Origin of the sequence: Actinospica acidithermotolerans, assembly GCF_018139625.1 — a bacterium.
Classification (GTDB): Bacteria; Actinomycetota; Actinomycetes; order Streptomycetales; family Catenulisporaceae; genus Actinospica; species Actinospica acidithermotolerans.
Genome location: NZ_JAGSOH010000163.1, coordinates 1 through 12,968 on the forward strand (window position 1 = coordinate 1; position 12,968 = coordinate 12,968).

The following is a 12,968-nucleotide window of genomic DNA, read 5'->3' on the forward strand; positions in this document are numbered from 1 at the left end:
CCCTCCGGCGATGGTGCCGCCGCCTCCCCGGAGCCCGCCGCGCTCTCCGCCGAGGGCGCCGCCCCTCGCGCCGACGAGGTCGAGGAGTTGCGTGTCCGCGTCCGGAACCTGGAGGCGCAGCAGGCCGCGCACCCGCGCAAGAGACGCTGGCGGGTGTTCAGCTCGGCCCTGCTGATCGTCCTGTCCTGCCTGCTGGCGATGCTGTCCGTGGTCGCGGTCTGGGCGAACGACGAGATCACTGACACCGACCGCTACGTGGCGACGGTCGCTCCGCTCGCGTCGAACCCGGACGTCCAGAACGCGATCACGAATCGGGTCACGACCGTCGTGCTCGATCAGATCGACGTCAACGCGGTCGTCGACCAGCTGAAGACGACGCTGAGCCAGCGCGGCGTGCCGTCTCAGGCGACCAACCTCGTGAACGGACTCTCCGGGCCGATCACCAGCGGGCTCACCACCGCGGTCAGCTCGGTCGTGCACGGCGTCGTGACGAGCAGCGCGTTCGCGACGATCTGGTCGAACGCGAACCGGGCCATCCACCAGACGATGGTCAAGGCGCTGACCGGCCAGGGCGGGGGTGCCGTCTCGCTCGCCAACAACCAGGTGACGATCGACCTCGGGCCGATCATCGCGCAGGTCAAGACCCGCCTGGTCGACTCGGGCCTGGCGATCGCGTCGCACATTCCGGCGGTCCACACCTCGTTCGTGGTCTTCCAGTCGCAGCAGCTCGGCAAGATCAAGACATACGTCCAGCTGCTGGAGATCGCCGGCAACTGGCTGCCTATCGTCGCCGTGCTGATCGGCGCGTGGGGCATCTACCTGGCCCGCGACCACCGGAAGGCGCTGCTGCGCACGGCGATCGGGTACGCGCTGGCCATGCTGGCGCTGGGCCTGGGGCTGACCGCGTTCCGGCAGATCTACCTCAACCAGCTGCCGCCCGGCGTCAACCAGGGCGCGGCCCGCGCCGTGTACGACGCGCTGGTCAACTTCCTGCGCCAGTCGGTGCGCGCGATCGGCGCGCTCGCGGTGGTGACCGCGATCGGCGCCTACGTGATCGGCCCCTCGCGCTCGGCCGTCGCGATCCGGACCGCCTGCCGGACGGGCATCGGCGCGGTGCGCTCGACCTGCGAATCGGTCGGCTTCCGTACCGGACCCGTCGGACCGTTCGTGCACCAGTACAAGCATTGGATCGGCGCGGTGATCCTCGCCGGCGCCGCGATCTCGCTGTTCTTCTGGAACCACGCCACCGTGTCCGTTGTGCTGTGGCTGGCGGTGATCGTGCTCGCCGCGTTCGCGATCCGCGAGTTCCTGGACGCGCCGCGTTCCCGTCCTACCAAGGAGGCTTTGCGATGACCACGACACCGAGCAGGCCGGCGGTCCTGCCGCACCCGACCCCCGAACAGCGCGCGGCGACGGGTGGCGCCGCGAGGGTGGCGGTGCCGCCCGCGTCGCAGGCGCAGTTCGCGGTCGACGCGAGCCGGCTCGACCCGGTCGCGGTGCTCGAGGCCCAGGGGGCCTCGCGGGTGCCCGAGCTGGTGCCGATCCGGTACGGCCGGATGCTCGTCTCGCCGTTCACGTTCTACCGCGGCGCGGCCGCGGTGATGGCCGCAGACCTCGCGCGCACGCCCTCGTCCGGACTCGAGGTGCAGCTGTGCGGCGACGCGCACCTGCTGAACTTCGGCCTGTTCGGCTCCCCGGAGCGCCGGCTCGTGTTCGACCTCAACGACTTCGACGAGACCCACCCGGGCCCGTGGGAGTGGGACGTCAAGCGGCTCGCGGCCAGCCTGGAGATCGCGGCGCGGGAGAACGGCTTCAGCCGCACCAAGCGCCGCGAGATCCAGCTCGCCGCCGCCCGCGGCTACCAGGAGGCGATGAACGAGTTCGCCGGCATGCACGACCTGGACGTCTGGTACGCGCGCGCCGACGTCGAGGATCAGCGCGCGGAGCTGACCGCCCAGCTCAAGAAGGCCAGGAAGAAGAAGCTGGACAAGACGCTGACGAAGGCCCGCACCCGGGACAGCCACCGCGCGGTGGCCAAGCTGACCGAGGTGGTGGACGGCCAGCGACGCATCATCTCCGACCCGCCGCTCATCGTGCCCGTCAGCGAGCTCATTACGGACGCGGAGCGGGCCGACCTGGTCGCCGAGATGCGCGACCTGATCCGCGGCTACCGCAGCAGCGTGCAGGCCGACCGCCGGGTGCTGCTCGAAGGGTTCGAGTACGTCGACATGGCGCGCAAGGTCGTCGGCGTCGGCAGCGTCGGCACCCGCTGCTGGATCATCCTGATGCGCGGCCGCGACGACGGCGACCCGCTGTTCCTGCAGGTCAAGGAGGCGCAGCGGTCGGTCATCGCGGAGTACGGCGGCATCCGGGCCGCGGTGCCGGACAACGAGGGGGAGCGGGTCGTGACCGGCCAGCGGCTGATGCAGGCCTCCAGCGACATCTTCCTGGGCTGGCAGAGCCGGCAGTTGCCGGGCGGGGGCCGGCGCGACTTCTACGTGCGGCAGCTCGCCGACTGGAAGGGCGGCGCGGTGCCCGAGACGATGATTCCGGCCGGGATGGTCGCGTACGCGCGCCTGTGCGGCTGGACCGTGGCCCGCGCCCACGCGCGCTCGGGTGACCGCATCGCGATCGCCGCGTACCTCGGCGAGGACACGACGTTCGCCAACGCGATCGCCGAGTTCTCCGTCGCCTACGCCGATCAGAACGAGCGCGATCACGCCGCGCTCCAAGAGGCCGAACGCAGTGGGCGGGTCAAGGTCGAACGAGGACTGTGAGCGACGCCCGATCGCACGTCGATCAACTGCCGACGCGTCGCACGACCGTGTGAAAGAACACGTCGTGCAGGGCGCGTCGGCGGGGATCGAATGCGATCAGGACCATGCCGGCCAGCCAGACCGGTGCGAACAGTAGGCCGAGAACCGCGCGGACGCCGGCGTGGATCACGCCAAGGCGCGAGCCGTCCACGCGCCGTGCCGCGGCACCGAGCAGTGCTCCGCCGGCCGTGCGGCCCGAGGCCCACCAGCAAAGCGAGAAGTAGACGAAGGGCAGTGCGGCCGCCGCGACCCCCGCGCCGACCTGGAGCCAGCGCGGCGTCGTACCGGTGATCGATCCCCACACGTCCGGCGCCCCGACGGCGACCGCCGGCACGGCGACCGCGAGCAGCGCCGCGTCGACGCAGAGCGCGAGGAGCCGGGTGACGAGCCCGGCATACGCCTCCCGCCCGAAGGTCCGCTCGCGAAACATGGTCGGCGGGGGGACTGCGGCGGACGTCTCGGCGGCAGCGGTGGGCACCGGAGCCAGGTCCTCCGGCCCGGGGATCGCGTCTCCCGGCCTGGGGATTCCCGCACCTGGGATCGCATCTCCCGGCCCGGGAACGATGTCGCTCATGGCCGTGCGTCGCGCCGCAGGACGCGGTGGAGCGCCGACTCGACGCGGTCGTCGCCGTTGGCGCTGGCGCGGCGTACCTCTGTCACGCCCCAGGTCAGCACATCCTGGCTCTGCTGGGCGATCATGGCGCGGACACGCTCGTCGTCCGCGAGGTCCTCGATGACGACGGGGATCACGTCCGTGCGGATCTTCGGCATGACGCCGTCGATGACTGTGGGGACGAGCTGGTCGATGAGATACGGCGTCATCGACTCGATCACGCGGCGCACGACGTGCCGGTCGGCCCACGCGGCGAGGTCGTCGGCGGTCCGAACCAGGCGGCGCGAGGCTTCGGCCGCGCACGTGCTCAAGACCAGCTCGCCGCGGTCGGCGGCGTCCTGGTAACCGCAGCTTGCGCGGTAGACCAAGTCCGCCGATTTGCTGAGCGCGGCCCGGACCGTCTCCGTGCCAAGCTCGGTCATCAGGTCGGCCGCCTGAAGCAGTGTTCCGACGCCGGCGGCGAGCGCGCGCGGCGCTCTGATTCGCGGAACGTTCACGCCCTGCGGTACGCGCATCTCTCGATCGCCCTTCGAATCCGCCGCCCTGCTCAAGGGTCGGCCGCCGCCGTGCGCCGCGCATCCCGGATGGCCCAGTGGTGTGACGAACCCTGCACGCACTTAAGCGCTCTTACTCTTGCTTTCACTTGTCGTCTCATCCGGCTGCTCCTGCGCCGGAGGCGCGGGTGCCGGGCACCAGTCCGCGCCGGTTTGAGCGCGGAAGGCGTCCACGGCGGAGTTGATGCTGGGGTAGCGGCGGTCGGGGCCAAGGGCGAGCGGCAGCTCGTAGCGTTCGATCTTCTCGCGCACGCCCTCCTGGAGTTCGGCCCAGACGAGCCTGATGCCGCGTGAGGCGAGCTCCTTGTCCAGGTCCTCCAGCATGTCGGCGGCGGTGACGTCCACGTCCGTGATCGATTCGGCGGCGATGAGGATCCAGGCGGGCTCGGGCTCGGACCGGGACAGGCGCGAGACGTGGTCGCGGAACGTCGCGGCGTTGGCGAAGAACAGCGGCGCGGCGAAGCGGTAGATCAGCAGGCCGGGGAGGTGCTCGACGACCGGGTCGGCCGCGATGTCGCGGTAGCCGTGCTCGCCCGGCGCGCGTCCGAGTTCGCTCTCGGCCGGCTGCCAGGCGTGGCGGAAGACGTTGAGGATGGACAGCACCACGGCGATGGCGATGCCGGGCAGCACGCCGAGCAGGGCGACGCCGAGGAACGCCGTGATGGAGAGCAGGAACTCGGTGCGGCGCTGGTGCCACAGGCGCAGCGTGCCGGGGATGTCGGCCAGCGAGACCGACGCGGCGATCACGACTGCGGCGAGGGCGGGTTGCGGGAGGTTCCGCAGCAGGCCGGGTACGGCGACGATCATCACGGTGATCATCACCGCGCCGACGACGCCGGTGAGCTGGGTGCGCGCCCCCGAGCGTTCCGCGACCGCCGTGCGCGAGCCGCTGGTGCTCACCGGGAAGCCCTGCAGGAATCCTGCCGCCAGGTTCGCCGCACCTATCCCGACCATCTCCTTCGTGCCGCTGACCTCCTGCTTCGTGCGTGCGGCGAAGGCCGACGCGGTGGAGATGGTGTCGGCGAGGGAGACGAGCGCGATGCCCGCGGCCGCTCCGGCGAGGGCGCCGATGTCGGACCAGCTCACGTCCGGGATCGTCAGCGGCGGGAAGCCGGAGGGCAGCGTGCCGACGAGGCTCACGCCGTGCTCGGCCAGGTTGAAGACCGACGTCGCGCCGATCGTGAGCAGCACCATGATCAGCACGGCCGGGGCCTTGGGCAGCCACTTCTGCAGCGCGAGCACGACGACCACCCCGAGGATGCCCACGGCGGCTGCCGCTCCGACGGCCTCTCCGTGCGCGAGGCCGTGGAAGAAGCCGGAGATCTCCGAGATGAGACCGTTGGCGCTCACCTTGAAGCCGAACAGCTTCGGCAGCTGCCCGACGAGGATCGTCAGCGCGAGGCCGTTCATGTAGCCGATCATCGTGGGCTTGGACAGCAGATCCGCGATGAAGCCGAGCCGGCCGGCCGCTCCGATGAGCATCAGCGCGGCCACCATGATCGCCAGCATGGAGGCGAGGGCGACCGCGCGGGCGGGATCCTTTCCGGCGACGACCAGCGGCAGGATCGCCGCCGCGATCATCGGGCCGAGCGAGGAGTCGGGGCCCAGAACCAAAATCCGGGACGGCCCGAAGACGGCGTACGCGAGCAGGCAGGCGATCGACGTGTAGAGCCCGGTGATCGGCGGCAGCCCGGCCAGTTCCGCGTACGCCATGCCCTGCGGGACCAGCAGCGTGCTGAGCACGACCCCCGCGACGACATCCTTCGTCAGCCAGCTGCGGCGATATCCCGACGCCGCCCGCACGCCGGGGATCGCGCGAAGGGCCGCCGCGGCCGCGGACATGTCAGTGCGCCAGCGGACTCAGGTGCCGTCGGTCCCGCGCGGCACGCGGGGCGGCGCCGCCGGCTTCGGCGGCGTGCGCGTCACGGACGTGGCGCGCGTAGAGCTTGCCGAGCTCCCACAGGCACAGCAGCGCGAGCGCCGCGAGCACGGCCCAGCCGAACTGCTGGATGGTGATCTGCGTCGTGCCGAGCATCCGGCGGAACGCGTCCATCTGCGTCGTGAGCACCGCGAGCACGAACTCGCCGAGCGCGGCCCGATTCATCTGCCTGCTGTTGAAGGTGGCGGGAGCCAGGATCGTCTCGGTCTCGCTCCGGCATTCGAACGCCGCCACGATCAGGCAGAGCGCGAACGCCGTGAACGCGATCGACGAACCGGTCTCGACGCTTCCGAACACCGTCTCGCCGAGGTGGATCAGCGTCAGCAGCGCGATGGTGATGGCGAGCCCGACGAGGGAGACGGTCGTCAGCAGCGACTTGGTGAGCACTGATTCGCCGCGCGGGCGCGGGCTGCGCCCCATCAGGCCGGGGCTCTCCTCGTCGAAGCCGAGCGCGAATCCGAACGGCGCGTTGACGACGAAGTGAACCCACAGCACCTGTGCCGGGTTGAAGGGCTCGCCGGCGGCGATGTTGAGGATCACCGCGCCGAGGAACGTGAGCACGAACGCGACCAGCAGGAGCAGCACGAAGCGGATGTACTTGGTGAGGTTGTCGTAGAGCTTCCGGCCCTGCTGCACCGCGTACATGATCGTGGCGAAGTCGTCGTTGGACAGGATCATCCGGCCGGCGTTCTTCGCGACGTCGGTGCCGCTGCCCATGGCGATGCCGATGTCCGCGGCCTTGATGGCCGGCGCGTCGTTGACGCCGTCGCCGGTCATCGCCACGACCTCGCCCTTCTTCTTGAGCGTGCTGGCGAGCAGGACCTTGTGCTCCGGGGCGACCCGGCCCACGACGCCGACGCTCTCGATCAGGTCGAGCCGCTCGTTCTCCGGCAGCGCGGCGAAGTCGGCGCCGAGGATGGCCTCGCCGGGGATGCCCAGCTGCCGGGCGATCGCGGCGCCCGTGGTCACGTCGTCGCCGGTCACCATCCGTACCCTGATGTGGGCGGCGTGCGCGTCGGCGACCGCGGCCTTGGATTCGGCGCGCGGCGGATCGACCATGCCGACGAGGCTGGTGATCCGCAGGTCGCAGACGTAGCCGAGCAGGTCGCCCTCGGGGTCGAAGTCGGCGGGGTCCAGGTCCCGGGTCGCCGCGGCCATCACCCGCTCGCCCAGCCCGCCCATCCGGCGCGTCGCGGCGTCGGACCGCTCGTTCAGCTCCGCGTCCCAGGGGATCTCCTTGCCGTCCGCGAGCGCGGTGGCGGCCCGCGCGGTCACGGCCGGCGCCGCTCCCTTGACGTAGCAGCGGACGATCGGCTTGCCCGTCGCGTCGGTCGCCTCGTTGAACGTGGCCATCAGCTTGTACGTCGGGTCGAAGGGCAGGGTGGCCAGGCGCGGGTGCCGCTCCCGCGTGGCGTCCACGTCCAGCCCGGCCTTGTGGCCGAGCACGAGCAGCGCGCCCTCGGTCGGATCGCCCACGACGGCGCCGTCCACCAGCTCCGCGTCGCTGGCGACGATGTACGGCAGGATCGCGTCCTCGATCCCCGCGCCGCGGCCCGCCGCGTGGTGGACCTTGCCCTCCAGGCCGTAGCCGGTCCCGGAGACCGTGTAGCGGTCGACGGGGTCGACCACCTCGACGGCGGTCATCTGGTTCATCGTCAGCGTTCCGGTCTTGTCGGAGTTGATCGCCGACGTGAACCCGAGCGTTTCGACCGAAGGCAGTTCCTTGACGATCGCGTCGCGTTTCGCCAGGTTGAGGCTGCCGACCGAGAGGATCATCTGGATCACCGTCGGCAGCGCCTCCGGGATCGCCGCGATCGCCAGGGAGACCGCGCTGATGAACAGCGCGTCCCAGGCCTGCCCGCGCGCCCGCCCGGCGGCGAACATCACGATCATCGTCAGGCCGGCCGCCGAGGCGATCCACAGCGTGAGGTTGTTGAGCTGCCGGGTCAGCGGCGACTGCTCCTTGGCGGTCGCGGTCAGCATCCCGGAGATCTTGCCGAGCTCGGTGGCGGAGCCGGTGGCGGTGACGACCACGAGCGCGCTGCCGTGCGTGACCGGCGTGTTCATGAACGCCATGTTGGCCTGGTCGCCCGGGCCGAGCGCTTCGTCCGCGAGGGCGGTCGCGTGCTTCGCGGCGGGAGTGCTCTCGCCGGTCAGCGCCGACTCGTCGATCTGCAGGGCGTGCGCCTCGATGATCCGTCCGTCGGCCGGGACCTGGTCGCCGGCGGCGAGCAGCACGATGTCCCCGACGACGAGCTCCTCGGCCGGGATCTGCGACTCGTTCCCGTCGCGCCGCACCCGCGCCGTCGTCTTCATCATCGACTTGAGCGCGTTCATCGCGCTCTCCGCCTTGCCCTCCTGGCGCAGCCCGACGACGGCGTTGAAGAGGGTCAGAACGATCAGCAGCACGGCCGTGCTCCATTGCTTGATCGCCAGCGAGACGATCGCCGCACCCACCAGAATGATCTGCATATAGCTGCGGTACTGCTCGATGAACCGCCGCCACGTAGGCGTTCCCTGCTCCTCGGGCAGCGCGTTCGGGCCGTTCTGGGCGAGCAGGTCGGCTGCCTCGGCCTGGGACAGGCCGCTCTCCGGGTCGACGCGGAAGGCCGCGGTCACGTACTCGGCCGGGTGCGCGTACCACCGGTCGGCGCCGGCGTACGGTGTTCCCGCAGCGGCCGCCTGGGTTTCCCCGGACCGCCTCGCGGACTGCGTGGTCATCCGTCAGCCCTCGTTTCCGGAGTCGATGTCCTCGGCCGGGGCCACCTCGTCGGGGTGGGCCTCGGCGTACGGGTCCTCGGCGGCACCCTTCGGCGCCTCGGCCTCGAGGTCGATCTTGGCCGAGAGGAGGTCGAGGCGGGCCCGCTCGTCGACCGTCGGGTACTGCGGGTCGATGTCGATGAGCGTGTGCGCGAGGATCGCGCCCGCGGAGAGCCGGGCGAACCACTTCCGGTCCGCCGGGATCACGTACCACGGGGCCCAGCGCGTGCTCGTGGCCGACAGCATCTCCGAGAACGCGTGCTGGTACTCGTCCCAGTGCTTGCGCTCGCGGATGTCGGCCGCGGAGAACTTCCAGTTCTTCTCCGGCAGGTCGAGCCGCTTGAAGAAGCGGGTCCGCTGCTCCTCCTTCGAGATGTTCAGGAACAGCTTGACCACCTTGAACCCGTTGTCGGTGAGGTAGTGCTCCCAGTCGTTGATCTCCCGGTAGCGGCGTTTCCAGATGTTCCCGGCCAGGGCCTCCGGCGGCAGTTTCTGCCGGGTCAGGTTCTCCGGGTGCACGCGGACGACCAGGACCTCCTCGTAGTGCGACCGGTTGAAGATCCCGATGTCGCCGCGCGCGGGCAGCCGCTTGGCGTAGCGCCACAGGTAGTCGTGGTCGAGTTCCTCGGCCGAGGGCACCTTGAAGCTGTTCACGTGCACGCCCTGCGGATTCACCCCGCTCATCACGTGCCGGATGATGCCGTCCTTGCCGCCGGCGTCGAGCGCCTGGATGCACACGAGCACGCCGTACTTGTCCTGCGCGGCCAGCCGCGCCTGGTACTCGGCGAGCATGGAGATGCCGTCCTCGAGCGCCCGGACGCCTTCCTTCTTCTTCATGCCGTGCCTGTCGCGCGGATCGAAGTCCTCGCCGAGGTCCACCGCGGACCCCGGCTTCACCTGCAGCGTCTTGACGAAGTGCGCGATACGCTGCGCTCTCTTCTCGTCCATGGGAGACATACCCCTGCCATAGGTTCGAAGTATGGTGAACGCCGACTCGGCGAACTGCGCCGAGGCGGCGCGCCCGCTCGGAACGCCGTCTCAGCGCTCGTGCTCAGTAGGGCAGACGGCGCCGGCCCGAGGGCGTGCGCAGGTCGAGAGGCTCGGGCTCGCGCGGCCGCCGCCTGGCCCGGACCGCGATGCGGCGCCGCAGCGTCGGCTGGACCCGCTCATCGCGGCGCACCGCCGGCATCCTCGGCATGGGAACCACCCTCTCTCTCGCTATCGACCGCTATCGACGGGCGGCGTCCAGGAACGGGCCGAGCGGAAGCAACTCGTCCTGGCCCGGCTGGATCACGCCGCAGCTCCACTCCGGCACCTCGTTCCAGGCACCAGCGAGGCCCCCGAGCGGCTCGGAGACCACGACGCGGGTCTCCGGAGACAGGTTCGCGAACATCGGAATCTCCGGGTACATCCGGGCGAGCGTCTCCGGCGCGGAGCTGAAGAACAGGCTGCGCGAGTGGCGCTCGGTCGAGTAGCGGAACGCCCAGACCCGCTCGCCGTCGCTCGTCGCCACCGTCATCTGCAGCGGGTTCTCGACGCCGTGCTTCGCGGCCGTCTCCTCGACGTGGCAGATCATCCGGGCCACCGCCGCGCGCGGGTCCTCCTCCAGGCCGAAGGTCAGCGCCAGGTAGAACATCAGCTCCGAGTCGGTCGAGCCCTGGATCTCCGGCAGGAGCGCCGGCTCCACCGCGAGCAGCAGGTCGCGCTTGAGCTGGGACAAGTGGGAGATCGCGCCGTTGTGCATCCACAGCCAGCGCCCGTGCCGGAACGGGTGGCAGTTGGTCTGCTGGACGGCCGTGCCCGTCGAGGCCCGGATGTGCGCGAAGAACAGCGGCGAGCGGACGTGGTCGGCGAGTTCCCGCAGGTTCGTCTCGCCCCAGGCCGGCCCGATCGAGCGGAACAGCGCCGGGGTGACCTCCTCCCGGTCCGTGCCGCGCAGCAGCTCGGGGTACCAGCCGATGCCGACGCCGTCGCCGTTGAGCGTCTCGACGCCCATGCGGGCGTGCTTGCTCTGGTCGATCAGTGAGTGCTCAGGCTTGTAAAGCAGCTCGTCCAGCAGGATCGGCGATCCGTAGTACGCGAGCCACCGACACATCTGCCCCACTCCCTCCGGAACGAGCGGCCACGCCGCCGCTCACTGTCCCTCAACCTTCCGGCGCCGGGCCCGCGGCCGGATCACCCCGCGCGGGTGAACCGGCCCGGCCGGGCGGACCGTAGCGTGAAGACGCGTACAAAGCCCCCGCGACCTGCGATCGAAGCGGGTAATCCGAAGCTTTTCCGGCTGGTTCCCCTACTGCGGACGGTGTTCCATGACCGAGGTTGCATCGCGCCCGACGAGGAACGGATCGACGACCAGAAGCCGCCTGCGCCGCCTCGACGACGCAACCGCGGGGACGGCCGACGTGCCCCCGCGGCTAGGCGTGGAGGAGGAGTTCCTGCTGCTCGACCCGGTCGGCGGCGGCCTGCTCGCGCGCGCCGCCCAGGTGCGCAGCCGCTCCCGCCTGTACGCCGAGCTGGACCAGGGCGAGGTGCAGCACGAGATGCTGCTCGCGCAGCTGGAGACCTCCACGCCGGTCTGCGAGACCCTGCCGGAGGTGGGCGGCAACCTGCTGCGCATGCGCCACGCCCTGTCCGAGGCGGCCATGCGCGAGGGATGCCTCCTTGTCGCAGGCGCCTCGTCCCCGTTCGCGGGCGGAGCGTGGCCGGTGCCGATCACCGACACGCCCCGCTACACGCGCATGCGGCAGGAGGCGCAACTCCTGTCGGACGAGCAGCTGATCAACGGCCTGCACGTCCACGTGGAGATCCTCGACGACGAGGAGCGCATCGAGGCCCTCAACCGGATGCGCCCGTGGCTGCCGCTGCTGGTCGCCCTGGCCGCGAACTCGCCGCTCTGGCGCGGCCGCGACACGGGCTTCTCGAGTTGGCGCTACCTCGTCAGCGCCCGATGGCCGGTCAGCGGCGTCCCGCCTCGCTTCCGGGACGCCGAGGACTACCGGCGCCGCACCACGGACCTGGTGGACCGGGGGATGGTGGCCGACATCGGCCAGCTGTACTGGCTGGTCAGGGCGTCGGCCAGGTTCCCGACCCTGGAGGTGCGGGCCTGCGACGTGCAGATGCGCGCCGACGAGGCGGCGGCCCTCGCGGGCCTGGTCCGCGCCGTGGTGATGACCGTGCTCGCCGAGTCGGACGCCGGCCTGCCCGCCCCCGCCCCGCCGCCCGAACTCCTCGAGGCCGCCACCTGGCACGCCGCCCGCTACGGCCTCGCCGGCGACGTCCACGACCCCCACGACCTGTGCCTGCGCCCGGCGGCCGAGGTCCTGCACGATGCACTCGACTACGTGAAGCCGGCCCTCTACCGCGCCGGCGATCAACGCTACGTGAGCCAGGTCGTCGATCGCATGCTCGACGAGGGCAACGGCGCCATCCGCGTACGCCGGGTGCTCGCCGAAAGCGGTTGGCCCGGCGTCCTGGCGTACATGTGCGACCAGACGCAGGGTTTGTAGTCAGCGCTCCCTGATCAGACCTCGATGCCGAAGAGCGCCGCCGCGTTCGCCGACGAGAACTTCCGGCGGTCTTCCTCAGTCTCGAAATTGTCGAGGAAACGGCTGATCTGCTCCCCGGTCGGGTGCTGGAAGGGGTAGTCGGTGGAGAAGATCAGCCGGTCGACGGTGGTGACCGATAGCGCGTGCTGGAGCAGGGCGGGGTTGAGCATGCCGGAGACGGTGATGTGGAAGTTCGTGCGGACGTAGTCCGAGACGGAGCGCTGCAGGCCGGCGATGCGGGAGAGGCTGTCGGCGCGGTCCAGCCAGAACAGCAGCATCTCGCCCCAGTGGCCGAGGACGATCTGCAGGGCCGGGTGGCGGTCGAAGGTGCCGCGGAGGATGAGGCGCAGGGCCGCGGTCGCGGCGTCGAGGTGCCAGCCCCAGCCGAAGGTGGCGAGTCCGAGGTCTGTCAGCTGGTCGAAGCCGCGGTAGGAGGCGTCGCGCAGCGCGTCGGAGGGGATCTGGGGATGGATGAAGACCGGCTGGCCGAGCTCCGCGGCGGCGGCGAAGAGGTCGTCGTACGCCGGGTCGTCGAGGAGGCGGTCGCCTGAGCGGCCGTAGACCATCGTGCCGACGTGGCCTCGGGCGGCTGCGCGGGCCAGCTCTTCGGCGGCGTGCCCGGGCGCGGACATGGGGAGCGTCGAGAGGGCGCGGAAACGGGTCGGGTGGCGGGTGACGGCCGCGGCGGCGGCGTCGTTCGCTGCGCGGCTGAGGCGGACGGCCTCGTCGGCGGGCAGGGGG

11 protein-coding genes are annotated in these 12,968 nt (G+C 70.9%); 3 read left to right on the plus strand and 8 right to left on the minus strand.

What is annotated here, in order from left to right:
• The coding region (locus tag KDK95_RS31480) for a hypothetical protein (RefSeq protein WP_212521988.1) at window positions 1-1,353 on the plus strand (1,353 nt) is incomplete at its 5' end.
• Window positions 1,350-2,777, plus strand: coding sequence for a DUF2252 domain-containing protein (locus tag KDK95_RS31485; RefSeq protein ID WP_212521989.1), 1,428 nt, complete (start codon window positions 1,350-1,352; stop codon window positions 2,775-2,777). The genes KDK95_RS31480 and KDK95_RS31485, both read left to right, overlap by 4 nt.
• A gap of 22 nt (window positions 2,778-2,799) precedes the next feature.
• On the opposite strand, the gene KDK95_RS31490 is transcribed toward KDK95_RS31485, so the two are convergent.
• The 7 genes from KDK95_RS31490 to KDK95_RS31520 form a co-directional block, all read right to left on the minus strand.
• A complete protein-coding gene (locus KDK95_RS31490; protein WP_212521990.1) occupies window positions 2,800-3,294 on the minus strand; it encodes an RDD family protein in 495 nt (164 codons plus the stop codon).
• A 92-nt stretch (window positions 3,295-3,386) separates the two neighbouring features.
• On the minus strand, window positions 3,387-3,944 hold the full coding sequence (locus KDK95_RS31495; RefSeq protein ID WP_212521991.1) for a hypothetical protein: 558 nt from the start codon (window positions 3,942-3,944) through the stop codon (window positions 3,387-3,389).
• 102 nt (window positions 3,945-4,046) lie between these two features.
• Window positions 4,047-5,825 carry a SulP family inorganic anion transporter gene (locus KDK95_RS31500; protein ID WP_212521992.1) on the minus strand — a complete coding sequence of 593 codons (1,779 nt, stop codon included), beginning with the start codon at window positions 5,823-5,825 and terminating at the stop codon, window positions 4,047-4,049.
• A gap of 1 nt (window position 5,826) precedes the next feature.
• The gene (locus KDK95_RS31505; protein ID WP_212521993.1) at window positions 5,827-8,643 is read right to left on the minus strand and encodes a cation-translocating P-type ATPase; all 2,817 of its coding nucleotides are present in this window, start codon (window positions 8,641-8,643) and stop codon (window positions 5,827-5,829) included.
• 3 nt (window positions 8,644-8,646) lie between these two features.
• Window positions 8,647-9,630 carry a polyphosphate kinase 2 family protein gene (locus KDK95_RS31510; protein WP_212521994.1) on the minus strand — a complete coding sequence of 328 codons (984 nt, stop codon included), beginning with the start codon at window positions 9,628-9,630 and terminating at the stop codon, window positions 8,647-8,649.
• 103 nt (window positions 9,631-9,733) lie between these two features.
• Window positions 9,734-9,880 (minus strand): hypothetical protein, encoded by a 147-nt coding sequence (locus KDK95_RS31515; RefSeq protein ID WP_212521995.1) that lies wholly within the window; start codon window positions 9,878-9,880, stop codon window positions 9,734-9,736.
• Window positions 9,881-9,910: 30 nt separating this feature from the next.
• The gene (locus tag KDK95_RS31520; RefSeq protein WP_212521996.1) at window positions 9,911-10,777 is read right to left on the minus strand and encodes a class II glutamine amidotransferase; all 867 of its coding nucleotides are present in this window, start codon (window positions 10,775-10,777) and stop codon (window positions 9,911-9,913) included.
• Between the two features lie 214 nt (window positions 10,778-10,991).
• Between KDK95_RS31520 and KDK95_RS31525 the strand changes: the two genes are divergently transcribed.
• Window positions 10,992-12,188, plus strand: a complete 1,197-nt coding sequence (locus tag KDK95_RS31525; protein ID WP_212521997.1) for a carboxylate-amine ligase — start codon at window positions 10,992-10,994, stop codon at window positions 12,186-12,188.
• Between the two features lie 14 nt (window positions 12,189-12,202).
• Here KDK95_RS31525 and KDK95_RS31530 read toward each other — a convergent pair.
• On the minus strand, window positions 12,203-12,968 hold a 766-nt coding region (locus KDK95_RS31530), incomplete at its 5' end, for an amidohydrolase family protein (RefSeq protein ID WP_212521998.1).

Bases quoted from the DNA above. Each gene is read 5' to 3' on its own strand.
- KDK95_RS31485 (WP_212521989.1), top strand. From the start codon at position 1,350: ATGACCACGACACCGAGCAGGCCGGCGGTCCTGCCGCACCCGACCCCC.
- KDK95_RS31495 (WP_212521991.1), bottom strand. From the start codon at position 3,944: ATGCGCGTACCGCAGGGCGTGAACGTTCCGCGAATCAGAGCGCCGCGC.
- KDK95_RS31500 (WP_212521992.1), bottom strand. From the start codon at position 5,825: ATGTCCGCGGCCGCGGCGGCCCTTCGCGCGATCCCCGGCGTGCGGGCG.
- KDK95_RS31505 (WP_212521993.1), bottom strand. From the start codon at position 8,643: ATGACCACGCAGTCCGCGAGGCGGTCCGGGGAAACCCAGGCGGCCGCT.
- KDK95_RS31510 (WP_212521994.1), bottom strand. From the start codon at position 9,630: ATGGACGAGAAGAGAGCGCAGCGTATCGCGCACTTCGTCAAGACGCTG.
- KDK95_RS31515 (WP_212521995.1), bottom strand. From the start codon at position 9,880: ATGCCGAGGATGCCGGCGGTGCGCCGCGATGAGCGGGTCCAGCCGACG.
- KDK95_RS31520 (WP_212521996.1), bottom strand. From the start codon at position 10,777: ATGTGTCGGTGGCTCGCGTACTACGGATCGCCGATCCTGCTGGACGAG.
- KDK95_RS31525 (WP_212521997.1), top strand. From the start codon at position 10,992: ATGACCGAGGTTGCATCGCGCCCGACGAGGAACGGATCGACGACCAGA.